Annotated in this window: 40 protein-coding genes; 3 read left to right on the plus strand and 37 right to left on the minus strand. The window is 37.0% G+C overall.

The window, feature by feature from the left end:
- Window positions 1-18: 18 nt before the first annotated feature.
- Genes LV704_RS00465 through LV704_RS00505 form a run of 9 tightly spaced genes read right to left on the minus strand, consistent with a single transcriptional unit; the run spans window position 19 to window position 4,501 of the window.
- Window positions 19-693, minus strand: coding sequence for a hypothetical protein (locus LV704_RS00465; RefSeq protein ID WP_163423816.1), 675 nt, complete (start codon window positions 691-693; stop codon window positions 19-21).
- 30 nt (window positions 694-723) lie between these two features.
- Entirely contained in the window at window positions 724-1,890 is a 1,167-nt protein-coding gene (locus LV704_RS00470) for a PBSX family phage terminase large subunit (protein ID WP_163423817.1), read from the minus strand.
- Window positions 1,883-2,290, minus strand: coding sequence for a terminase small subunit (locus LV704_RS00475; RefSeq protein WP_163423818.1), 408 nt, complete (start codon window positions 2,288-2,290; stop codon window positions 1,883-1,885). Before LV704_RS00475 ends, LV704_RS00470 begins: the two co-directional genes overlap by 8 nt.
- Before the next feature lie 17 nt (window positions 2,291-2,307).
- The gene (locus LV704_RS00480) at window positions 2,308-2,661 is read right to left on the minus strand and encodes a hypothetical protein (RefSeq protein WP_163423819.1); all 354 of its coding nucleotides are present in this window, start codon (window positions 2,659-2,661) and stop codon (window positions 2,308-2,310) included.
- Window positions 2,645-2,950 (minus strand): hypothetical protein, encoded by a 306-nt coding sequence (locus tag LV704_RS00485; RefSeq protein ID WP_163423820.1) that lies wholly within the window; start codon window positions 2,948-2,950, stop codon window positions 2,645-2,647. The genes LV704_RS00480 and LV704_RS00485 overlap by 17 nt, the downstream gene beginning before the upstream one ends.
- 26 nt (window positions 2,951-2,976) lie before the next feature.
- Window positions 2,977-3,273 (minus strand): hypothetical protein, encoded by a 297-nt coding sequence (locus LV704_RS00490; RefSeq protein WP_163423821.1) that lies wholly within the window; start codon window positions 3,271-3,273, stop codon window positions 2,977-2,979.
- Window positions 3,255-3,674: a hypothetical protein gene (locus LV704_RS00495; RefSeq protein WP_163423822.1), complete on the minus strand. Its 420-nt coding sequence runs from the start codon at window positions 3,672-3,674 to the stop codon at window positions 3,255-3,257. Before LV704_RS00495 ends, LV704_RS00490 begins: the two co-directional genes overlap by 19 nt.
- The gene (locus LV704_RS00500) at window positions 3,646-4,065 is read right to left on the minus strand and encodes a hypothetical protein (protein WP_163423823.1); all 420 of its coding nucleotides are present in this window, start codon (window positions 4,063-4,065) and stop codon (window positions 3,646-3,648) included. The genes LV704_RS00495 and LV704_RS00500 overlap by 29 nt, the downstream gene beginning before the upstream one ends.
- Window positions 4,058-4,501, minus strand: a complete 444-nt coding sequence (locus tag LV704_RS00505; protein WP_163423824.1) for a sigma-70 family RNA polymerase sigma factor — start codon at window positions 4,499-4,501, stop codon at window positions 4,058-4,060. Before LV704_RS00505 ends, LV704_RS00500 begins: the two co-directional genes overlap by 8 nt.
- Window positions 4,502-4,636: 135 nt before the next feature.
- On the opposite strand from LV704_RS00505, the gene LV704_RS00510 reads away from it, so the two are divergent.
- Both LV704_RS00510 and LV704_RS00515 read left to right on the plus strand, forming a co-directional pair.
- Window positions 4,637-4,882, plus strand: a complete 246-nt coding sequence (locus LV704_RS00510) for a helix-turn-helix domain-containing protein (protein ID WP_255695571.1) — start codon at window positions 4,637-4,639, stop codon at window positions 4,880-4,882.
- Window positions 4,883-4,887: 5 nt separating this feature from the next.
- Window positions 4,888-5,262, plus strand: coding sequence for a hypothetical protein (locus tag LV704_RS00515; RefSeq protein WP_163423826.1), 375 nt, complete (start codon window positions 4,888-4,890; stop codon window positions 5,260-5,262).
- A gap of 1 nt (window position 5,263) precedes the next feature.
- Here the strand turns inward: LV704_RS00515 and LV704_RS00520 are convergent, their stop codons facing one another.
- The 6 genes from LV704_RS00520 to LV704_RS00545 all read right to left on the minus strand — a co-directional run bounded on the left by LV704_RS00520 (window position 5,264) and on the right by LV704_RS00545 (window position 8,489).
- The gene (locus LV704_RS00520; RefSeq protein WP_163423827.1) at window positions 5,264-5,506 is read right to left on the minus strand and encodes a helix-turn-helix domain-containing protein; all 243 of its coding nucleotides are present in this window, start codon (window positions 5,504-5,506) and stop codon (window positions 5,264-5,266) included.
- Between the two features lie 70 nt (window positions 5,507-5,576).
- On the minus strand, window positions 5,577-6,044 hold the full coding sequence (locus tag LV704_RS00525) for a hypothetical protein (protein ID WP_163423828.1): 468 nt from the start codon (window positions 6,042-6,044) through the stop codon (window positions 5,577-5,579).
- 12 nt (window positions 6,045-6,056) lie between these two features.
- On the minus strand, window positions 6,057-6,317 hold the full coding sequence (locus LV704_RS00530; protein ID WP_163423829.1) for a hypothetical protein: 261 nt from the start codon (window positions 6,315-6,317) through the stop codon (window positions 6,057-6,059).
- A 95-nt stretch (window positions 6,318-6,412) separates the two neighbouring features.
- Window positions 6,413-7,771 (minus strand): DUF4942 domain-containing protein, encoded by a 1,359-nt coding sequence (locus LV704_RS00535; protein WP_163423830.1) that lies wholly within the window; start codon window positions 7,769-7,771, stop codon window positions 6,413-6,415.
- Complete coding sequence (locus tag LV704_RS00540) at window positions 7,771-8,157, minus strand: hypothetical protein (protein ID WP_233782106.1); 387 nt, start codon at window positions 8,155-8,157, stop codon at window positions 7,771-7,773. The genes LV704_RS00535 and LV704_RS00540 overlap by 1 nt, the downstream gene beginning before the upstream one ends.
- A complete protein-coding gene (locus LV704_RS00545; RefSeq protein WP_163423832.1) occupies window positions 8,124-8,489 on the minus strand; it encodes an LPD29 domain-containing protein in 366 nt (121 codons plus the stop codon). Before LV704_RS00545 ends, LV704_RS00540 begins: the two co-directional genes overlap by 34 nt.
- 97 nt (window positions 8,490-8,586) lie before the next feature.
- Here LV704_RS00545 and LV704_RS00550 point away from each other — a divergent pair, with 97 nt between their 5' ends.
- Window positions 8,587-8,784: a hypothetical protein gene (locus LV704_RS00550; RefSeq protein ID WP_163423833.1), complete on the plus strand. Its 198-nt coding sequence runs from the start codon at window positions 8,587-8,589 to the stop codon at window positions 8,782-8,784.
- 17 nt (window positions 8,785-8,801) lie between these two features.
- Here LV704_RS00550 and LV704_RS00555 read toward each other — a convergent pair whose 3' ends face one another.
- The 22 genes from LV704_RS00555 to LV704_RS00660 all read right to left on the minus strand — a co-directional run bounded on the left by LV704_RS00555 (window position 8,802) and on the right by LV704_RS00660 (window position 21,490).
- Window positions 8,802-9,437, minus strand: coding sequence for a hypothetical protein (locus LV704_RS00555; RefSeq protein ID WP_163423834.1), 636 nt, complete (start codon window positions 9,435-9,437; stop codon window positions 8,802-8,804).
- A gap of 83 nt (window positions 9,438-9,520) precedes the next feature.
- Window positions 9,521-9,817 carry a hypothetical protein gene (locus tag LV704_RS00560; RefSeq protein ID WP_163423835.1) on the minus strand — a complete coding sequence of 99 codons (297 nt, stop codon included), beginning with the start codon at window positions 9,815-9,817 and terminating at the stop codon, window positions 9,521-9,523.
- 6 nt (window positions 9,818-9,823) lie between these two features.
- Entirely contained in the window at window positions 9,824-10,150 is a 327-nt protein-coding gene (locus LV704_RS00565; protein ID WP_163423836.1) for a hypothetical protein, read from the minus strand.
- A 177-nt stretch (window positions 10,151-10,327) separates the two neighbouring features.
- Window positions 10,328-10,627 (minus strand): hypothetical protein, encoded by a 300-nt coding sequence (locus LV704_RS00570; protein WP_163423837.1) that lies wholly within the window; start codon window positions 10,625-10,627, stop codon window positions 10,328-10,330.
- A 17-nt stretch (window positions 10,628-10,644) separates the two neighbouring features.
- Window positions 10,645-10,848 (minus strand): hypothetical protein, encoded by a 204-nt coding sequence (locus LV704_RS00575; protein WP_163423838.1) that lies wholly within the window; start codon window positions 10,846-10,848, stop codon window positions 10,645-10,647.
- 30 nt (window positions 10,849-10,878) lie between these two features.
- Complete coding sequence (locus LV704_RS00580; protein ID WP_205597915.1) at window positions 10,879-11,220, minus strand: hypothetical protein; 342 nt, start codon at window positions 11,218-11,220, stop codon at window positions 10,879-10,881.
- A 439-nt stretch (window positions 11,221-11,659) separates the two neighbouring features.
- Window positions 11,660-12,091, minus strand: a complete 432-nt coding sequence (locus LV704_RS00585) for a YopX family protein (protein ID WP_163423840.1) — start codon at window positions 12,089-12,091, stop codon at window positions 11,660-11,662.
- Between the two features lie 32 nt (window positions 12,092-12,123).
- The gene (locus LV704_RS00590; RefSeq protein WP_163423841.1) at window positions 12,124-12,600 is read right to left on the minus strand and encodes a methyltransferase domain-containing protein; all 477 of its coding nucleotides are present in this window, start codon (window positions 12,598-12,600) and stop codon (window positions 12,124-12,126) included.
- Window positions 12,600-12,935 carry a hypothetical protein gene (locus tag LV704_RS00595; protein WP_163423842.1) on the minus strand — a complete coding sequence of 112 codons (336 nt, stop codon included), beginning with the start codon at window positions 12,933-12,935 and terminating at the stop codon, window positions 12,600-12,602. The genes LV704_RS00590 and LV704_RS00595 overlap by 1 nt, the downstream gene beginning before the upstream one ends.
- A 10-nt stretch (window positions 12,936-12,945) precedes the next feature.
- Window positions 12,946-13,248, minus strand: a complete 303-nt coding sequence (locus LV704_RS00600; RefSeq protein ID WP_163423843.1) for a dATP/dGTP pyrophosphohydrolase domain-containing protein — start codon at window positions 13,246-13,248, stop codon at window positions 12,946-12,948.
- Window positions 13,249-13,276: 28 nt separating this feature from the next.
- Entirely contained in the window at window positions 13,277-13,777 is a 501-nt protein-coding gene (locus tag LV704_RS00605) for a hypothetical protein (RefSeq protein WP_163423844.1), read from the minus strand.
- A gap of 145 nt (window positions 13,778-13,922) precedes the next feature.
- Window positions 13,923-14,213: a hypothetical protein gene (locus LV704_RS00610; RefSeq protein WP_163423845.1), complete on the minus strand. Its 291-nt coding sequence runs from the start codon at window positions 14,211-14,213 to the stop codon at window positions 13,923-13,925.
- Between the two features lie 148 nt (window positions 14,214-14,361).
- On the minus strand, window positions 14,362-15,114 hold the full coding sequence (locus LV704_RS00615) for a hypothetical protein (protein WP_233782107.1): 753 nt from the start codon (window positions 15,112-15,114) through the stop codon (window positions 14,362-14,364).
- A complete protein-coding gene (locus tag LV704_RS00620) occupies window positions 15,095-15,382 on the minus strand; it encodes a hypothetical protein (RefSeq protein ID WP_163423847.1) in 288 nt (95 codons plus the stop codon). The genes LV704_RS00615 and LV704_RS00620 overlap by 20 nt, the downstream gene beginning before the upstream one ends.
- Window positions 15,379-15,885 (minus strand): helix-turn-helix domain-containing protein, encoded by a 507-nt coding sequence (locus tag LV704_RS00625; protein WP_163423848.1) that lies wholly within the window; start codon window positions 15,883-15,885, stop codon window positions 15,379-15,381. Before LV704_RS00625 ends, LV704_RS00620 begins: the two co-directional genes overlap by 4 nt.
- A complete protein-coding gene (locus LV704_RS00630; RefSeq protein ID WP_163423849.1) occupies window positions 15,882-16,157 on the minus strand; it encodes a hypothetical protein in 276 nt (91 codons plus the stop codon). The genes LV704_RS00625 and LV704_RS00630 overlap by 4 nt, the downstream gene beginning before the upstream one ends.
- Complete coding sequence (locus LV704_RS00635) at window positions 16,157-17,293, minus strand: DNA cytosine methyltransferase (RefSeq protein WP_163423850.1); 1,137 nt, start codon at window positions 17,291-17,293, stop codon at window positions 16,157-16,159. Before LV704_RS00635 ends, LV704_RS00630 begins: the two co-directional genes overlap by 1 nt.
- A 48-nt stretch (window positions 17,294-17,341) precedes the next feature.
- A complete protein-coding gene (locus tag LV704_RS00640) occupies window positions 17,342-17,965 on the minus strand; it encodes a recombination protein NinG (RefSeq protein WP_163423851.1) in 624 nt (207 codons plus the stop codon).
- Complete coding sequence (locus LV704_RS00645) at window positions 17,966-18,277, minus strand: single-stranded DNA-binding protein (protein WP_163423852.1); 312 nt, start codon at window positions 18,275-18,277, stop codon at window positions 17,966-17,968.
- Window positions 18,274-18,990, minus strand: a complete 717-nt coding sequence (locus LV704_RS00650; RefSeq protein WP_163423853.1) for a hypothetical protein — start codon at window positions 18,988-18,990, stop codon at window positions 18,274-18,276. The genes LV704_RS00645 and LV704_RS00650 overlap by 4 nt, the downstream gene beginning before the upstream one ends.
- Complete coding sequence (locus tag LV704_RS00655; RefSeq protein ID WP_163423854.1) at window positions 18,983-19,708, minus strand: hypothetical protein; 726 nt, start codon at window positions 19,706-19,708, stop codon at window positions 18,983-18,985. The genes LV704_RS00650 and LV704_RS00655 overlap by 8 nt, the downstream gene beginning before the upstream one ends.
- 102 nt (window positions 19,709-19,810) lie before the next feature.
- Window positions 19,811-21,490, minus strand: a complete 1,680-nt coding sequence (locus LV704_RS00660) for a PcfJ domain-containing protein (protein WP_233782108.1) — start codon at window positions 21,488-21,490, stop codon at window positions 19,811-19,813.
- Window position 21,491 lies beyond the last annotated feature (1 nt).

The raw sequence follows: 21,491 nt of genomic DNA on the forward strand, positions 1-21,491 counted from the left end.
TATCAAAGGCCAAAAAGGTCAAAGCCTCGCCAATGGGAATCTTAACGACATCTCTAATTTTAAGCACATCTCCTGAAGCGAGCTTATGTAAGTGCTGATACCAACCCCATTTTTCTCCAAATCCGATTGCACTTTCTTGTTCTTCGCTACTTTTCTTTCTAAAAACTTCGGGGTAATTTTCAATAATTGAATCCCTATAGTCCAAAAAAAAAGCGTTGCCCCCCTAGCCACATTCATAGGCATATCCTTTAATATTTCAGAATATTTATCACTGCCCTCGTAGTCCTCTATGAGATACTTATCTTTCTTTTTATTCGTAATGGGCCTGAACAGGACGGCCATAGCCTTGTGAATGTTCTCATTGTCCTGGATGTATTTGTCCAAATCAATATATTCACCAGTAGTTAATGCATCTAAATTGGGAATGAACCCATATTCTTTTCCTTTTAATGTGAATGTTGGTGTTAACTTGGGTTTTTGCTGAAGTGCGCTTATCAAGGAATTTGAAACTTCTTTAAAGTCCTTGCGCTGCATATTGTTTACGGCAAGTAGTGGCACGTTGCAAAAAATCTGCACCATCTTTTGACGGATAAAAACATCTTCCTCCTTGCCCTCGGCAATCTTTATAAATCTCTGGTAGTCCGAAAGCTTTATTTCGGATAGGTCTGTAGGTACGTTGAACGTTACTTCCATGTTAATGTAACACGAAAGATTGTTTTTTGTTTATCGGATGTCGTAGCTACCGATATTCTTTTTAAGTTTCATTATTGCGAAATAACGAATGGAATCAATTGCATGGTTCAGAAAGTCCACGGGCTTGTTCAGTTTTTTTCCTGTTTTATCAGTATCCCAAACATACCCCCTTAATTCTTTGATAAGATTTGTGCTGTTCTTGGTTACTTTAAAGTTTTGTTGTTGTAATAAATCTATCCCGTATAATATTGAGTCTTTACCTTTTTGTGCTGGTAATATACTGATTCCGTACCTTCTTAATTCCGCTATTGATTTTGGTTCTGCAGAATCAGCATAGATAAGCCTGTTTTTACCATCTCTTTTAATAAGCGCAGCAATTTCACTATTGAGAAGCCCTTTCCGATAAATGACTTCATCAAATATCCATTGGTTGTTGTATTGATAAACATCAATCAATGTAGTAGGGTCGTTTGAATATCCAAAGTCCATTCCTGAGCCAATGTATTTAGCTTCTTTTGGTATTCTGTCAACTATTTGCCAGTTATTGAATACAACCCCCTCCAAAGAGCCAAGCTCTCCAAGTCCATAAACCTTCCACCAATTATCCCAGTATGTAGATGTTTTTGCTCTTTCTTTCGCTTTTTCTATTTCTTTGATTATAGAAGGAGACAATGCTTCGTTGTCTTTGTAAGTCAGTCTTAATAGGTCAACATCTTCATCATCTAACTCGGTATCTGCCCAGAATTCATGAGTGGGGTTATAATCCAGCCATACAACATCCCTAGTTCTTATAGCTAATTGCATGTAAGCCTCCCATGTGATATTGTTGCACTCATTGACGTATAATCTATGTCGTCTAGCTCCTCTCAACCTGTCTGGTTGGTCGGTACTAAAAAACTCAATATAAGAACCATTTGAAAAAGTATATTTAAGCAGTGACTTGTTGTAATTGGATTGGACCCACCTTCCAGTATCCCACATTATCTTTTGAAAATCCTTTAGCGCTCCTCTCCGTAAATGGGGTACTGATTCAGAAACAATACTGGTCTCTGTCAATGGATTCTTTATGGCGTAATCTATTTCAATGGGAAGTATTCCAAAGGTTTTTCCGGCAGATGTTCCACCTGGTACTTTGCGAATTCTTTTTTTTAGGGTACGGAGCTTTTTAATTGCAGTGGTGTAGACAAAATCACTCATCTCCGAACAATGGTTGCTCTTGTATCACCGTTTGTTGTGACTTTTCTGTTAAGCCATTTAAGCGCTGGGTTATTGAAGGATTATAGATTCCTACCATACCTCCTTCTATCTGATCAGTCCTTATGATCTCCTTTATTGCGCGACAGATATCTAAATATTCATCGTATTTCCCATCAGCATTAGTGAAATAATGCCATACATTTTTAATGATTTGTTTCTCAAACAACCATGAAGAAAAACCTTCTAAGGTTAAAGGCCGTTGATGTGGTTTAAAAACTTTAGTCGCATCCTTACCAACAAAGTCAACAACCATTATAGGGTCTGATTTCTTTTCATCTCTATACTCTGTGAAAAGATTCCATAGCTCTTCTGGTGTCTCTATGTATTTTTTTTTAGGCATTATCGCTTAATGTATTATTAATCGAATTTAGAGTTAAACTCCCTTAATTCTGTGAGCCCAAAGTTAAACTCATTATCAAATGAGTGTAATAAAGTTAAAACTTCATCTGCATCTCCAGTATTATAGAGTCTTTCTTTAATAGCTTTTTCAACTAATTGTGCGTCTTCTAAATGTCCATAACACACAAGAAAATCCCTAATCCTTAATTTTCTTTTAGTTAACTTATCAAGTTTTTTTCTTTTATCTTGATAAATTTCAGTTAACTTTTCTGACCTTCTTTCTAAGATTTCAAGTCTTGACTCATGATACACTTGTTCAACAGCCAAATCGGTTCGTAATCGGCATATTCTATTTTCAAATTTTTCTTCCATTGATAATTGTATCTCGTTCTTGAATAAAATTCTTGGTAAATTTATCATTAGGCTCAATCCATATCTCAATTGAGGTCATAGTAGGAAGACAATTCCTTACTTCGAATTGTATTTCATCCAGCATTAATGCAAGTATTTTTGGCGAATAATCTTTATCCCATTTAGTTTTTTGAATTAAATTCTGGGTAAAAAAACTTTCATTTAGTAAATCCCCTTCTATTAATCTAAATGGAAGTTGTGTCTCTATTTCTTCCCCAAGAGATTCTATTTTTATTAAATGCTTTATCATTTGATATAATTATTAGTTGTATGATTTTATTTAATCCTCCAAACCCTCACGCCATTCTCCATTTGCCTACAAGTAAATTTCCAATAATTGTAATCTTTATTTCTCTCCGCAAAAGTCTTATGTAAATTATATGCATATGCTTGAAGACTTTGTTTTGACCTTCCGTCTATATGCTCATAAAATACACTATCCCCAACCTTCATTTCAGGAACATGGTTTGAAGTGTACCTGTTTCTTCCAAACGGAATTGGTATGTCCTTTTCAATTTCTTTTGGTGTAGATAATTCTTTTATTTTTCTTTTCATCACTCTTTCCAATTCCATGCAGTACTGAATAAATAATTTAAATCCTTATCGTCATAATTCCTTACTAGGGTGATATATGTACTTTCGCCCCATTGTATAACTTCACTTACTTTGGTGAATTCCGCAAGTTCCTGTTCGATAAACTTTTCGTTCCATTTTTTTGGGTCATATTTTTTATCGTCTGGATAAATGATGCCATAATACGTTTCCCTATGGTTAAATACATTGAATGCCAATTCAGCTCTTATCTCCTCTGGCAATAACCAAGTCTCCCCTACTGATGGCTTTCTTTCGGTGTCATACAAAATACAGTGTTCCATAAAAGATTCCGTATTCCTGATACCTACGTGTTGACCTGGCCTTTTAATGCTTAGATGGGATAGATTCCCCTCAATCGACCCTGTTTTGGCTTTTGACATTCTGGTAAACTTTCTCGATCTTATCTGTGTAAACGTTCATTTGGCAGCTAGTGCATCCTTTTAGGTTTGTACGGAAGATTGCATTGTATAGACTTATTATTCCTTCTGCATCTTCCCCTTTAATATTTACCGATGACCTGTTTTGAGAAAGATAATCATTTTTGATCCTTTCATAAAACTCGATTTGCTCTTCGTTCATGCATTTTTCCTCCGTATTGATATAGGGGAATTTCTTATTGAAAAACTCTTTTAATTTGTTGCATCCACAATCCTTTCCTGTTACTTTTGAAACTGTCTCGACGACTGCTTTTATTCCAGTTGCTTCGGTAACTTTTTCTATCGTGTCACCTAATCCTTTAGGCTTGTTTCTTGCTCCTTTTGTCCTAGCCATATACCTCTTTTAATTTTTCCAATGATTCTTGTTTTTGATAATACACCTGTAGGTAATGTATGCCTGTTTCATTTGCTACTTGCCGGATTGATTTTTCACTGCACTTCAGAAGTACTTCCCTATCTAGGAATGTCAACTTTCCTAAAGCTTCGTTCATTTGCATTCTATCCATTAAATTCTCACTGTCATCAATCGCCTCAAAAGTGTAGTTGTCAAAAATGTACTCCTTATTGTCTCTGATTTGGTTTAGAAATATAGATTTGAGCATCATGTAGATATATCCGTCGGTTATTTCTTTACTGGCATCATTCTCTAGAATAGAATGCAGCTTCAGATACATTTCATTCACTAAATCATGTTTGAGTTCATTACAGCCACATATTTTATAGGCATAAGCTCTATACTTTTTGTCATTGATGACGTATTCCTCTAACACACTAATGAATTATAACCATTCACATCAAAGTAAAAATAAACATTTTTGTTTATATTACGTAATTTAATATCTCTTTTTATTCATTTTCATGAAACAAACGGTTCTTTTCGATATATTTGACACCAACCTTCCATATTGATACGTTTTGAAGAAATCTTAAGGGAAAAGGGCATGTCAAAGAAACAAGTTGCTCAAAAAATCGGATGGTCGGAACAAAAATTGTACTCCAGAACCAAAACTGGTAACCCAACTCTAGATACGTTAAAAAACCTAGCATTTGGTCTTAATGTGGAGATACATGAATTGTTTGAGACATCAGAAAAATACGCACACTGGTATGATAAAGGTGAATGGTTGGGAATAAATAAAAAATACAAATAAAAATTATGACTAAATACATTTTACTGTTTTCGGCTCTTAGCCTTTCTTTGATATCACACTCTCAATACAAAAAGATAGATTCTTATACTATTAACGAAGAATTTATTGTGAATGTCGGGGATGAACTGACAATTGGAGAGCCTAGCTCTAATTCTTCTGAATATCTTTATATATATATTAAACCAAGTGCTGTTGTTTCACAGAAAATTCCATTAGGTGTTGGTGTTCAAGGAGGGGTATTTGAAATAAATGAATTGAAAGAATTGAAAAAGCCTGTCGGTGGGCTTAGAGGTGGTGCAGCAATTTTTAAGATAAGAAAGGCCAAATTTATGGTAGATTTGGAGAATGCAATTAAATCTGGCGAAATAATTCTTAATTAGTCTAGAAAGGTAATAGTTCACTTGATTTTATACCCAAGGCTTTGCAAAGTTTTTGAAGCTTGTTAATACTGATGCCACGACTTCCATCTTCCAATTGACCAATGTTATTTGCTGTAACTTCAAGTCTTTTAGCTAAATCAGCCCTTGAAAGTTCCTTTGATTTCCTTATGTATTTTAGCTTATAAGCTATGTAATTTGATAAAGGCATTTGAACACTAAAATTATACTCTTTTTCTTGAATCATTATAAATACAATATTACATTAATTGTTACAAATATAACATTATTTGATTTATACAACGTTTTGTGATTAATTATTTTTCAATTTCAAGCATATACTTTTCAACTTTGTAATATGTTTCATCCCTCAACATTCTTTTTCCTTTTATTATGCCGGACAACTTTTGGAATGGTATTTCCAATCCTTTACTTATATCCGCTATTGATTTGTCCTGGGAAATGTATATGAACCATAGGGGCTTTGTGTTGTTATGGTAATCTGGGTTTGATGTTTTGTTATAGATGGGCTTCCATTTGGCGATGTACTCTGTTTCCATATTATACAGTTGCAAAGCTTTTTCTTTCGTCTCTAGAATGAAATATTTACTAAACCTCTTTACCCTAGTCTGTTTGTGAGCAGCTATTCTTTTATAAACATCATTTCCAGAACCTATGTAGACTATCACCTTTGATGATATAAGAAAGTAAAGTCCATTTATTTTAGGCTTCTTGTAAAGCTCTAATGCATTATTGATTATATGTTCTTGTGTTATTTCTTCCATAATTAAATTTAATCATTCATCTCTTTTGTTCTGCGGTCGGTCGCTTGCATTCTCAAAGTCTAATTTGAGTTCGTTGATGTACTTTTGTTTTTTGGATATTTTTTCCTCTGTTTTTTCTTTGCGAAATTTCAGATGTTCAAGTCTCTTGGGCATTGAATCTATTTCATGTTGGAATTTAGATGCTTTCCGGTTCAGATGGGCTATGCTCTCGGTTACGCTTCCTATCTGTATCAGGATTTCATCACGGTTGGTTCTGTCCAAAGGTTTTTCCATACTCTACCCTTTACTTGTTTTCTCTATTGCTGATCCCTTTTCTTAGTAGTTTTTCGAGTTCTATACCATTTTTTAGGTGTTTACTCGAATTTTTACTATACCATTTCAGGGAGTGGATACCCTTTGATTTCTGCCACCCGTCGATTAAACAGCTCCCAAACCTTATCATCCTTGAACTTACAATGTACCGTACCCTTCTTGAATCCCTTTATTTCAAAAAACATATAATCAAACCATTTGCCCCATTCCAAAGGTTTTTTATGCGACCAGACGTATAAGGATTGGTCATACTTTTCACCTGTTAAATAACAGATTGCTTTTATCATATCATCCAATTGCTCAGCGCCCCAATTATACCTGATTTTCATCTCACCATTCCAGCCCACTTCAGTAGTGGAGTTCAATATGAATTTTTTGTTCACTAGGTAATGGCTATTGGTCTTCCATCCTTCTAAATTGTACCTGTTCTCATGGTAGTGGTGTGTCAACTTATCAAAGATTTCTATGATGGCCCTATCCATTCGCTGCCCGTGTGTCTGGAACACTAGATCGATCATTTTATAAATGTTCTTCATGGTAAAAGGGACATTTTGCTGGGTCTCCACAAAATTGTTCAGTTCCTCTTTAAGGTTCTTGGTCATGAACTTGCCCATGTTCATTTTATGGAAGACCCATTTCCAAGATGATTTTTGCAAACCTTTTATAAACTCTTCTTTTATTAATGGTTTATCTTTTTGGGTGCAAGCAAATGCAATTGAATTGACACCTAGAACACCTGACAACTGGTTCATTTTTACAGCGTTCTCCAAAACATCATCGTAGAGCTTGATTGACCCTACATATCGCTCGACGACATCTCTTACCGCATTATAGGACATCAGTCCCTCACCGTCCTGAAATTCATCCTCCTCCATATCAAAGTAATCACCAAAGCTATGTTTACTACCAACTTTGTAAAGGGTTATCAATCCAATTTCCACTCCTGTCTTTCTTTCGGATTGTGAGAAAACATCTCCAAGGTTTTCTTTTTGACCGCTCTCCTTTATTCTGTGCTTTAAACTTCTTCTGTAAGAACTATAGCTATTACCTATAGTATCCCAATTGCATAATGAAATAATGGTGCATCCCTTTGGGGCAATATCCCAAGCATGTATTATGTGTTTTTCATCTGCTGAAAAAGGAGGGTTCATGATGATGTAATCCAAATGGCTTACTTCTTCTGGCTGAACATTTAAAAAATCATCTTTTAGGAACCTGGCCTTTGAGGCTGATATTTTGGCCAATTCCGGTTCCTTTTCACAACACATTGTATTGGCTCCTTGTTCATTGAGAAAATCCAATATGTTTCCCTTGCCTGCCGATGGTTCCAATATGTGCTTACCCTTCAGGTCATGCCCTAAGACCATTCTTTCAATGACCTCCCTTGGAGTGGGGTAAAAATCTTTATTGAACATTATTCTTCTTTTTGATATCCAGTTCCCATACAGGCCATGCCCAGTATCTGGGTTATTGGGTTGAAATTACATGGCAGCCCCATTCCATTGCACCAAATTTTACTTTCGCTTCTATGGATACAGCCTAAACAAGTCTCATTACTGGTTATTGGGTCGTTCCAATATTTGACCATTTCTGGATTGAACTTCTTTAATTCTTCGCACACCAATGTCCACCTTTCAAATCTTTCTTCATGTGAATAATCACTCCCTTTTGTACCAAAAATCTGTTCCCATGAACTATAATAGGTTAGCTCCCCTTTTTCAAGGGGAAGCTTTAATCTATGTTCTTCAATAATCTCAGTAACTTTCATTACGCTTGAATTTGTTTGAATGGTCTGTTCCATTGCCCTATATTGATGCTTACATAGTAATTTGGGACTGACCCGTAATCACCGTCATACACCAATTCACGTTGTTCGCTACTTGCAATTTGGTATACGGTCTGAAGTACTTTTGCAATTTCCGGTCTATCTGCATAATGGTCTTTAATATAGAATTGATTCACCTGGACATAAGATCTATGCTCAGATCCATCCATTAAATTAATTGGGCCTTCCAATATGCTAATGTCTATTGAAGTTCCATGTTCACGTCTAATAGAGAATTTATACTCTGGCAATGCTTTTTTAATTAAAATTCTTTTTTCTTTTACTTGTTCTGTAGTGATGTAAGGCATGATTGTTTGTTTTTGTATTACAATGTAAATATACTTATGTTATTTTACATATACAAGTATTTTTGTAAATATTCTTATGTTTGTTTACATTTGTAGTATGAATAAGAACATTACATCCTTCTTTGTCGCCAACAAGGACAACGTTACGGTCGCTTTTGAGAGCAATATGGCCGATTTTATCAAAGTCTTTCAGAACGTTGAACCAGAGGCCCGCAACTACCAGTACTACTATAGACAGTTCCAGAAAGGTGATTCCTTTGATTGGAACGGTTACCATTTTCAACAGCTTGTTTAGTCTTTCTTGTAAAGGGTTCATTTTATAAGTTTTAATTCATATCCAGTTAAGCTGTAAAAAAGATTTTGTAGCTGGTGGACATATTTACATTGTCTCAAATAGATGTAGGTATAATCTTTTCCAGGTATTCCTTTATCTGTTCGGCCCTTCGTCAATAAAGCATTCAAAAACACTCCTTCTTTAATACAATCCATATGTAGCTCTACTCCGTCACCAGTTGGCATAACAATCCACATATCCATGTCATTTCCTTGAAATCCAAACATTTTTAATAACTCTTCAGTCAACTCTATAGGCTCTATATTGTCGTACGTTTCATAATTAACATGCCTATCCAATTCCTTTGAATCCAGTTCAAGCTCATTTTTTTTTAAACTCCAAATCTGGAAAATACATCCACTCCTTTTTACTAGATTTCCGATCCTTAGTTCTTTTACCTCCATTCCCTTAGTTTTGTTTAAATGCCCTGTTTTTATTTTCCCAATTTTCTTGGGCAATTTTTTTCTTTTCTGGATTTCTTTCGGCCCAATCTCTTTGATGTTTGTTGACCCTTTCCCTATTCTCAGAATTGTATCTTTTTTTATAAGCTCTGCTACAGTCTTTGCAATAGATGTTTTTCCCATCTTTGGCAGCTCTGTTTTTATAAAATTCATCAAGAGGCTTTTCATCTTCACAAACTTTACATTTTTTAACCTCCACTTTCATCTCTCTTTATTTATGATACTTTGAAGCGTTTTTAGTGTGAATTTTTATTCTTTCTAACTCTGTGATAATAATCCTTGTGGTAGTTAGGGTTCTTTTCAAAATATTTTTTGTTCTTCTCGGATAGTTTTTCAGGGTTGTTCTTATAATACTCCCTCATTCTGTTATTTTCTTTTTCCCTATTATTTTTGGCCCAATCTCTTCTCAACTGGTTCGCACATTTCTTGCAATTATTTTGCCTTCCGTCCTTTGATGCTTTTTGATTATGGAAATCCTCAACCGATTTATCTTGTCTGCAAGTCTTACAATTTTTCGTTTTAGGCTTTTCCATCTTGTATTATTTGGTAGGGGTTAGTTTTCTTTCACAGACATAATCAAGTCTTTCCAAGAAGGTTCTTTTAGTCATATCATCTTCATTGACCAAAATGTAATATTCTTCATTGATATGCTCTTGGAAGTCTTGGTCACCCACTCCGTAATCATAATCGAACATGTCAAGTTCATGAGCAATGGCCATGCATCTTTTGTGGTTCTTCCATACGTAAACATCACCGTCCTTATTAAAGGAATAATCATAATCCTCCTCTTTTTCAATATCCCCACCGCACCAATCACACTTATGGGTTTTCCTAGCTTTTCGGGTATTTTGAAAAATCGTTTCCATCTCTTTATTACTTAGTTAAAAGGTTCTTTAAACCCCTTATTACTACAGAAAATGCGGTGTAAGCTCCTGTTTCCAGATTATTTTCACATTTTAGGTTGCTAAGAATGTCCTCGTATTCATTTATCAGGTTTTCTATTTCGTAATTGGGTATCATTTGGTTATCTCCCTATTGTTGCTTTAAATAGTTATCGTTTTTTCAGATGGTTCATAGAACTTGGTTGAATAGTGCCTACAGCATCCAGACCTTCCGTTTCGAGGGTTGTACTCAACACATTCACTTCCGCATCCCTCGCCTTTCTCACTTATCGATTGGAATTCCTTGCACCAAAATATTCCAGCTATCTTCTCCGGTTTGGCAACGTGTAGTACAAGACTGTCCAAGAAATTCTTCTCCATGTACTGTTTCCAATGAAGAATTGAGTAGCACCTTTCCTCATCATGTTCCAAGGCAAAATATAATTCTGTTTTTCTTCCCATTTCTTATTGTCTTTGGGTTAGCACTCCTTCTTAGGAAAATGGACATTCTCAAATTCCTTAAAATCTTCGATAACCTTTTTATAGGCAGATATCATTCCCTTAATCTCCCAATAGTTGCCCAAGTGGCCCTTACTGAGATAATACTGCATTTGTCTCTCCAATTGTGGAATAGCATCCTTATACTTTTCGATTTTGCATAAAATGTTAAATGGTGTCTCCATCTCTATATTGTTTTTATTGGTTCAATTTTTTTATCTAATTCTCCAGATTCTGATTTTATTTCCGTCCACCTTCCTTGTGGAAAATTTCCAATCCTTGCAATCCTTCGACCCCTTACAAAAATTCCGCCCTGCATTACTAGCCTTGTTCATTTCCATTCTTGTGTAATTCTTGGGCCAAATAAAACTGTCGCCAACTTTCATTCCTCTCCAAGGATATTTGCAAAGGGGTTTTAGTTTTTCCGCAGGTCGAAGTTCAATTCCTTTTTCAATGACCATCTTGCTATTCAATTGCTCTTCCATACTATCCTTTGTTTGATTTTTTACAGCCTCTACCCTCTTTACATTTGAACCCTGCGCCATCGTAAGATTCATAGTGATATACTTGATTGAGGCTTCTTTTTTTGCCACAACAATCCGGTCTTACACTTTGATGTTGCTTTTTCATCTATCCTTTGTTTTGGTGTTCAACTGATTTTGTTTTGTGTTTGATTAACCTTAAATCCACCTTGTAATTTTCATCACCTTGTCTAAACCATTGTACTCCTTCTAATATCTGGTTACGTGTCTGTGGAATTGGCATCATAATTGGACTTTGTGGCATATCTCTTATTTACTTTGGTTATTGAATAGCTCTTTGGCTTTTTCACATTGTTTGGGAAGCACCGTTCCATTCGCTTTCTGTTATTAGGTATTTACACCTTTTACATTCATGAACATAGATCCAAAACGGTACTGTCATAATAACCTCTGCTTGTTGTACTTGTTCACATTCTGGGCAGCTAATAGTTTCCTCAAACTTCCTTTCCATTGTTCAATAATTCTGGGGTTCAAATAATTCTGGAGAATCATAAATATTACCAATCAATTCCATTGTTTGAGTGTCCAAATCATCTATTATAGAAGGGCGAGAATCTGGTTTCCATGTATTGTATATCAAGCCATAATAACCCTTGTGAAAAACAACCTTGGCAATACTTGGGTCATCTGGGCCATATCCAACAATATCCCCTTCGTATACATCCTTTCCTTTCTTGTCCTTTAAGCCTGTAAATTGACCTACTGTATCAATATCCACTGGATAACAACTTGTCAAATCTTCTATTGGATTTCCTGATAGCTCTGGATGTTCTTCATAATCTGGTTCAACTATCCAACCCTCAGAATTGTTTCCTGTTTCAAAATAGAATCCATAAACCCACTGGTTATTTGATAAATCTTTTGCTCTAAATTTCGTATTACCCATCTTTATTTGGTTTTTGGTCTGTTCCCTTGTTGTTAAATTCTTTTCATAAAGCAAAGCCAGATTGTTTTTCCTGATTTTGCTGTTCTGTGTCCGAATAATGGTTTGTTGTCGGTTAGCTTTAACAATTCAGTTACTCTAACTTGTGCTTCGTTCCATTTAAATATTAAGATTCCATCTTCTTTTAAAACCCTAAAACATTCAGAAAAACCCTGCCTTATATCAGTTCTCCAATCCAACCCCAACACTCCATATTTCTTGGCCATCCAACTTGATTCTCCTAACTTTTCCATATGTGGTGGGTCAAATACAACTAGTTTGAAAGATTCATTTTCAAATGGAAGGTTTCTAAAATCAGCTACCACGTCTGGACTTACCTTTAATTTTCTGCCATCACATAAAGTATCTTCTAATTCTCTTATATCTGAAAAAAGAACATCAGGATTATCCTTCTCAAACCAGAACATTCTACTACCACAGCACGGATCTAATATTTTCTTTTCAATCTTCATTACTGTTCCTTTGTTGGTTCTAAGTCTTTTAAAAGTTGTTCAGCCTTCTTCAATGATTTATCAATAAATTCAAATGTTATAGGCATATCTTCCTTTAATTGATATGATATAGCAATACCTAACATTTCTTCAATTTTTCGCACTCCTTCTCTCAACCTTTGATTCTGCTCTTTGAGTTGTTTGGTTTCTTGGTTGGCGAAATTATCTTTGTATTCCAAAACCATTGATTTAATGGTCTTTCTTAGATTTGATTTCCCTTCTCTTGTAAGATTAAGAGGTTGATTAGTGGCAAAATTTGCTATTTGATCTGCTGATATTATTTGTTTAGAGTCCATTGCTTTTAACTTAAACGTGTTCTACAACCCCGTCTTTATCAGGTTTTCCCCAATCACGGCTTTTATTTATTTCAAACTTTTCTTGTATGGCCGAACAAATATCTTCGTAGGTCATCCCATCCGCATGTGCTGCCCCAAAAAGAAGAAAAAAGCAATCAGCAAATTCAAGTCTCCTGTCTGTATTATCACTTTTTAAATCATCTTCAAGTTCATCGATTTCTTTTTTTAAGTGTGCTATTTTACTTAAAGGCGTTGCATGGCTGAAAGTCTGTTTTTGCCATTCTGAAATTTCATTAAATTGTCTTTTATCCATTGCTTTTGTTTTGGGTTAATCAATTATTTTACTCTATCCATCCCATTTTGCAAGTAGTGCAACTTGACCTTACATGCCCATTTATTTCTGCCATGGAATATTCCAACCTTCCCTCTCGTTCAGAACATGGGCATTCGATTGAACCTATTTTCTCCCCTGTTTTCGCGATATGCTCCTTTACCATGACCATAGCATTGACAGTTTTTTTTTGATTTTCGATTATTTCATCTACTTCCCTTTTTAAGTCTTCCTTGGTGGGAAACTGCGCATTCGAGCAATCCCCTCCATGATGTCTTTTAAGGCATGGAAACTTATACGGGCGCTGGGTCTCATCCCTGACATCTTTATAACTGATGCCTAACTCGCAGGTATTATTCGCTATACCTGTAAAGTGTATGCACCTACCGGATATTTGCTCGGTCAATTGTTCCTCTACTGTTTTCATATCGTTGTTCTTTTTAAAATCGCCCATCTGTTTTCCTTGCCCTGCAATGTCTATTGCTAGTGGAACTATCCACAACTCTTTCAAGGATTTTGAATCCCATATACAGGTTTCTTACGGCATCTGTTTTCCAAGGCGATTGTTTTAATTATTGTTCTTTAAAAATTCTTCCCCGTTTGCAAAATCTACATTACAGCTCTCAGTATATTCAGGTGGTAACTCTTCTCTCATCCTACTGTTCTTTTAGTTTGTTTTTGAGGTGATTAATGCAATCCCCCCATCCTTGTTGATAAGAGTATCGTTCATCAATTTTCCTTACATGCATCCCTGCCCATTTAAACCCTATCTCGTCGATTGTCTCTTCATCCAGTCCCTCCAACAACTCCCTCTTCTCCTTGGTTGCGAACTCCTCCAATATTTCATTTAAAACCACTGTTCCAAAATCACCTTTTATGATAAATTCATTGAAACCTTCCTTTATCATGTTTTTAGATTTCAAATACTCTTTTGCTCTCTCGCTCATGGGCTTTGTTTTATTTTTTGTTCCTGTAGTCTCTTACCACCATTATCACAATTGCTATGGCACAGATTACAAACAGCGTAATTGCCAAATCCGTAAACCATTCCCCGTTCTTTATTATCATCTTTCTTTACTTTTTGTGTTCTTTGTTTTATATCAGTTCTTTCAAATGTTTTCCATCTTTTTTTAACTTTTTGAAATATCCCTCCAGAACAAGTAATTTGAATAATGGAAGTATTTCAGGATGGGAATAGTTCTTTACCGTTTCGATTTTTTCAATCACCTCTTTGTGACCAGGCACCCCCTTAAGTCCTTCTTTTTCAAACCATCTTTTCTTGTCAATCAATGGGGCTATGATGTAACCACATGCAGCTATTTTTCTTTTGTGATATGCATCAGTAACTTCTTTGCTCTTTTTCTTGTCCGGCAATAATCCAATTTCATACAAATGATCGAATGTTTCTGATACCCCGTTTATTGGTTTCTGCGACTCGTCCCTTAAAGAACCTTTTTCGTTGTAACGTTCGTTTACACTTATTACTATGGCCTTTAAATCCATCTTTGGAGCTTTTGCATTCTTGTAAGCCCTGATTACCTTTTTGAAATGAATAGTGTCTATGAATCCCGAAATAGGTTCTAGATACTTACCGTTCTCGCTAAGTTTTCCATCCACATAAAGCTTAAATGCATCCATTATCTGGGTTATGGAAAGACCCCATGCAGTTTCTTTTATCTGGCCTACCAGAAACTTGATTCTCTTTTCGTTCTCTGGGGTGTCCTTTACCCCTAAAAGTTTTTCAAGCCAAACCAGTAAATAGCCCACCTGAGTGTTTAGAGCTTCTTCCGGTAATGTCCTTGCTGGCATTGATAGCCCTTTTGGTCTTTCAATCGTTACTAAGTCCATTTAATAGCCTTTCTGTTATTGTTGTTGCTCCCCTTACTTGTGTATTCAAGATTTTGGGGGCGTTCCATTTTTTGTCGTTCCTTGCCCAAGTGGACAATCTTCTTCCCATACTGAAGAATTTTTGAGACTCAAACCGCATCTTCTTTTTCCTCCTGTCCGTCTCTGTCCAATATTCTATGAAATCCAATATCATTTCATCCTGATACTTGTTCAATGCGCTGGTATGGACTTCAGCTATGAATTCAAGTTTTTTCTCTTGGAGGTTCATGCTGCACTCATTTTTTGTTGGACTTTTAAAGTTGTTCTGGCTTTGAACATTAACTCTTCTCTTTTCTTCTTGGTCAGCCCTCTGAATATCCTTACAAGATTTTCCTCTTCTGGGCTTTTTGTTGAATTCATTAAGTACCTTATCTTGGATTCTAGATTGAATATCTTTTCATTAAGCTCATCCCTCTGGTACATTAGTTTTTGTACGTCCACTTCTTCTAAGTTCTCCGGCACATATTCCTTGGATCTAAATGCTTCCAGAATATCGAAATATGAAGATTTGAACCTTTGGCTCGGTACAAAGTTGTCGCGGTAATGAATCAAGGTTGCATGGTCAAAACCTATCTTGCTAGCTATCCTGTGAAGTGATGTTTTGGTCAATTTCATAGCTAACATATAATAGATGTACCTCGCATTGGTGAATTGACTTTTACGTGATTTGGTTTGAAGATCCAAACCGAATTCCGCCTCGACACATTCTATTATGGTTTCCAGTTTACTCACGCCAACTTGTATAAAGTTCTTTTGTACTTCCCTACCTCTTGTATTCCCACCGCCTTGATTTGCTTTCTCCTCTCTAGGATCGCCATTCTTTTTTGAACCACATAGTAGTCTAGATCTGATAGGTCAGCTACATGGTATGCCGTAAATTCTTGCTCTGGAAACGCTTGAAAAGTCTCTAACATCTTTTCTGTCTCGCTCTTGATGAGCTGTTGCGTTTTTGGGTCGTGATAACTTAAAACGCTTGTTTGTTTTTGTCCTGTTGTTGCTTCCATTATTGTATATTTTTTAAATGTTCTATTGCTTCAAAAAATTGATATGCTACTTGTGGAACTATTGCATTACCATATCCTTTGATACTTTCGTTTCTCCATTTTGAAAAGGTAATTCCGTCCAGTTCGGCGGGAAGCCCATCATCTCGCCCACAAATCGGGGGTTGAGTTGGGAACTCTTTCCAATTTGACTGAATGCATCTGGCAAACTGTTGGTTTCCGTTCTTCCGGCATCCTTCAAAGATTCCTTTGTCCTTGCACCTTTGTAATCCCTTTTTGTTGGAGTTGGTAGAAGTTTCACAAGTCTCCCTAGTCCTACACTTCCGTCCTTTCCGTTTTGATTCACTTTTCTTGGTAGACCCTTGGTTTCCTTGAAAACATCGTTCTTTCCTATTATCGCGCCCGTGGTGGCATCGCTTGCCACAGGTGTAGGCAATATCCCCATCCATTTCGGGTCGTACATCAACTGGCTCTTCAATCCGTTGTATTTTGTGCCGTTCTGGTAACCGTGCTTCTCCGCTCTTGCCCTCATGTTCTCCGGAGAATCCACTATCTCTACCGTCGATGGCGTTTGCAACAAACCAGACCCTGTCCCTTCTATGGGGAGCGCCGACACCCGCAGCCGGAACAACAAACGTTTGTACTGCATATCCTTCTTTTTCAAGGTCTTCGCAGATGTCGTTGACGAGCAAAGTAGCTTGTCGTGTGTATACAGCTTCGTACTCGTCGTAGTTCTCAAAGCGTACAATGCGTCTACTGTCCACTCTAGCGAACATCTCGTGTTGTTCCATTGAGAGGATACCAGTAACATTTTCACCAATGACGATAGGGGGCTGAGCTTCCCGTATTGCTCGTAAATATTCAGGCCAGAGGTAGCGATTATCGTTTGTTCCCTCCCTTGTTCCTGCTGTACTGAACGGTTGACATGGGAACCCTCCTGTAAGGACGTCGATTTTTCCTCTGTAAACTCTAAAGTCTGTTGTCTTAATGTCTCCATAACTTTTTGCGTTAGGCCAATAATATTTTAGTACCCTTTGTCCGAATTCATTCCATTCACAATGAAATATATTCTCCCATCCCATCCATTCAGCAGCTAAATCAAAACCTCCAAATCCTGAGAACACACTTCCCTGTGTCATATAGTTTCAGGTGTTACTTCCATTCCCTTAACTTTTTTTGGTACTTTTTTATAACTGTTTTATTTCCAGTTCTTTAATCTTAATTTTAAGCTCGTTTCTTATTTCTTCAAGCTCATGTAAAGTCCATTTTTTGATTCTCCGTTTTGACCTTTCACCTCTTTTTAGGAGTTCTGCGAAACGTTCGTCACCTATCCTTAATGGCAGATTGGCAGCGTATCCATGAAAGTTGCCCTCATTGCCCCTGTTATCCATAATGCTCTGTCCGTGGCAATTGTCATAATCAAATCTGAGTTCGTTGTATTGCTTTACCGGAAAGAAATGTCCGGCATCAAAATCCCTTTTCCATAGTATCCCAGATGATATACAGGGCTTAAAAGTGTCCCTTAACCGGATGTACCGATTGAATAGTTTCTGGGTCTTTTCTATAGCTTCTGGGAGTCTCATTCTTTCCTTGTGTTCTTTTTCTGCCTTCTTTAGATCCAATCTTGGTTTTGCTGCTTTCAAGGTTGCTTTCTTAAGTTTCAGTTTACCCGCTTCCGAGTTCAACAACCAATTGGAATAGCACCCGCACATTTTACCTAAACCATAAACCCTGTGTACTGTCATTTTTCCACATCCATAGCCTTTTGTTTCGGGTCTAGTTCCTTTACAGGGTTTAAGGTTCACCTTCATTTATAAAAACTCAAAATTGTTCATCACGATTTTAGTGGAGTATTTCTTTTCCCCGTTCTTTTCGTATGTTTCTGTTTTGATCTCCCCTTCAACCAAATACTTTTTTCCCTTTTCGAAATGCTGTTCCACAACATCCGCAAGTTTCCCCCAGACGACTACATTGTGCCATTCCGTATCCGTTACTTTTTCACCTGAATTGTTCAGATAATTTTTGTTCGTTGCCATTGTGAAATTCACAACCTTCTTTCCTGAAGTGGTATGGTTTGCCTCAGGTATGTTTCCAAGGTTTCCAACTAGTGTTACTCTGTTCATATTGCTAATGGTATTTTTTCTAATAGTTCAATTGAAAGGTCATTCAAATAATCCCTGCACAATTCCACCCTTTCATATATGGAATCAATTACCGCGTCATCTCTCTTTACCTCAAAGACCTTAACCCTCATTTGTTCTGGAATATCCTCGAACCTCATGTTGTTTTCGATCTCCATTGCTAAATCAACTGGCAATTCCAGAAAACCAAGTTTCCAACTGGAACGTCTTTTTTCATCTTCAATGAGTAGGTCTGGAGTGTTCACCAAACAATAGATAAGTTCAGCTTCTTTGATGTCGGTCAAAGCCATATATCCCTGCAATTGGTAGTAATAATCCTTGTTTGGAATGTCGTTTGCATGAAGAGGGAACGTCTCAAACGACCATGAAGATTTAATGTCCCTGATCTTTCCGTCTATGTTGTCAGGCTCTCCAGTGATAAATTCATTGGTATATCTTTCAGTGTTCTTAATGAACAGTTCATTTTTCACCTTACTATAAAGAGTAATTGATTCTTCCTCTACCATGATTCCCTTATCCAGGTACTTTGATTTGATTTCAAATCTTCTATTAAAGACTTCCTCGGTATGTAGTTGCTTTAAATAGGTCTGTGTGGTCTTTGATAACACTTCCGTTTTACTTCTAGAAGTTGTCATAAGCTTTCCTAGGCTCGAACACCTAAACTTGTAATCCGTGAAATCCGTTCTTCTATCCATCTTGGTTTAGTATTAAATTGTTTTCTGCATCTTCAATAATGATTGCATATTCTTCCAAAAGCTCTTTACTTAGTTTCTTCTTTACCTCTTCCAGTTCTTCTAAAGTGGTAGCCCCTTCGATAAATCCCATTATCCTTTTTGCTTCCTCCGAATTGTCAGGTTTAATGGGTTCTGGGATTATGTCCTTGACTTCATCTGATGAATGCATGCCTTTAAGAAGGTCTGGAGCGTAAATTCTGCCAAAGAATGAAGCTGCCCGATATTGAAACATTTGGTCCGGCATGGTTTTCCATTTACTCCCACCCTTACTTAGCCAACCTTCAGCTTTGACCATTCGCATAGTTATTTTGGTTCCTTCCAGTTTGTTGCCTTCAGTATCTTTGGTAACTGCCCTACATCCATAATCTTCTCCTTCGCCATCGAACACAAACCTTATGGGAGCGAACCGCCCGCACGAATTGAGAATAGCAATTATAAATGTGCTGTTCCAACTTGGTTTACCTTGTATAACATCAAGATTCTGCATCACCATAAAAGGGCTTATGCCAATTCTATTTGCCATTTCAAGTGCTATCATTGCATTTGGTATGTTGTTCTTATACGCTGTTGGCACAAGGCTTGATTGAACCAATACCTTTGCCATTCTTTGAGCGTTCTCGAACGACTCTATACTAGAGAAAGCTGAGTCCTCCGTTTTTTTAATTGTCAGTGTATTCATGATTTTTTTTGATTAGTCCCTATTGTTACCACCATAGTATATCTTGAAGAATAGCATCAACACTAAATACATTCCAAGTACTATGATGTAGTTTTCCATGATTTATATTTTTACTTCAGTGAATTCTCCATTTATTAATTGATACCAGACATTTTCTTTTAGTTCTTCACCGTCTATCTGTGCTGACCTTACCAATTTGATTTCATAACTTCCATCATATTCAGCCAAGGTTATCCATGTGCCTTTAGAGGCTTTTATTTTGCTGTTTCTACCGATTGCAACGACTACACATTTTTCACCTTTTACGTCATGTGTGGTGTAGTCTCCTGAGCTTGCGTTCTTGGTGTAGTCTCCTGAGCTTGCGTTCTTGGTGTAGTCTCCTGAGCTTGCGTTCTTGGTGTAGTCTCCTGAGCTTGCGTTCTTGGTGTAGTCTCCTGAGCTTGCGTTCTTGGTGTAGTCTCCTGAGCTTGCGTTCTTGGTGTAGTCTCCTGAGCTTGCGTTCTTGGTGTAGTCTCCTGAGCTTGCGTTCTGGGTGTAGTCTCCTGAGCTTGCGTTCTGGGTGTTGTATCCTGAGCTTGCGTTCTGGGTGTTGTATCCTGAGCTTGCGTTCTTGGTGTTGTATCCTGAGCTTGCGTTCTGGGTGTAGTCTCCTGAGCTTGCGTTCTGGGTGTAGTCTCCTGAGCTTGCGTTCTGGGTGTTGTATCCTGAGCTTGCGTTCTGGGTGTTGTATCCTGAGCTTGCGTTCTGGGTGTAGTCTCCTGAGCTTGCGTTCTTGGTGTAGTCTCCTGAGCTTGCGTTCTGGGTGTAGTCTCCTGAGCTTGCGTTCTGGGTGTAGTCTCCTGAGCTTGCGTTCTGGGTGTTGTATCCTGAGCTTGCGTTCTTGGTGTTGTATCCTGAGCTTGCGTTCTGGGTGTAGTCTCCTGAATCTTTTTTGACCGCCTTAAATATCTTGTTCAATAAGTAAGAACATCCTTTTCCTATTAACTCCAAAGGAATTGCGATATCAAGGTTTAAATCCAATAGTGGAACCTTATCCATTATGTCCAATGACCAGAAATCACTTCCCTCTTTATCCTTGAATTTGAAATCTTTTGGTAAATAGACTTCCTTATAACTTTGTTTGATGCATTCTTCAGAAAGATCTTCCTTGAAGTCGGATATGTTAATGTAGCCTAGGTTCAACATTTCATTGTCGGACACTTCCATTCCCGTCCATTCGAGAAATGAAACTACATAGGAGATATACTTAGGATGGATATTCCCGTTGCCCTTGCCTTTTATCTGTTGGTCTTTTTCAACTGTACAATGGGGTTCGTTCTTTTTGTCCCTAAGAGAATATATATCAACATCTTTTCCATAGTAGGATGATACACAATGTCTCATTAATGCCCCCTCCCTCTTAAAGGCGTTCTCACCTACAAGCTTGACCCATTTAAACCCGTTATCCAGTTCTAGGACAATCTCAATATCTTTTTCACTTTCATTGATCTTAGCGCCTTTTTTGATAAGAGCTTTGTTCCATTTATCGGTATTGGATTTAGCTTGGGCATAACTCATTTTTTTAAGTCTCTTTGGGGCTTTGTCCGAAACCAGGTAATCAATGATGTGTTCTATTTCATTTTGGTTTTCTTCACTTTTCTTCAAGTGGTTGTAAAGGTTTGTGGATACCCAAGTTTGTACCTCTTGGTTTGCGTCCATGCCTTTTGCGTAATTGTTGTATTTTTCGATGGTCATCTCTTTAGTTTTTTCTTGTCCCTCGTTACTTTTATCTGTAGTGTCCATA

It is taken from the genome of Flagellimonas sp. CMM7, from assembly GCF_021390195.1.
In the GTDB taxonomy this organism is placed as follows: Bacteria; Bacteroidota; Bacteroidia; order Flavobacteriales; family Flavobacteriaceae; genus Flagellimonas.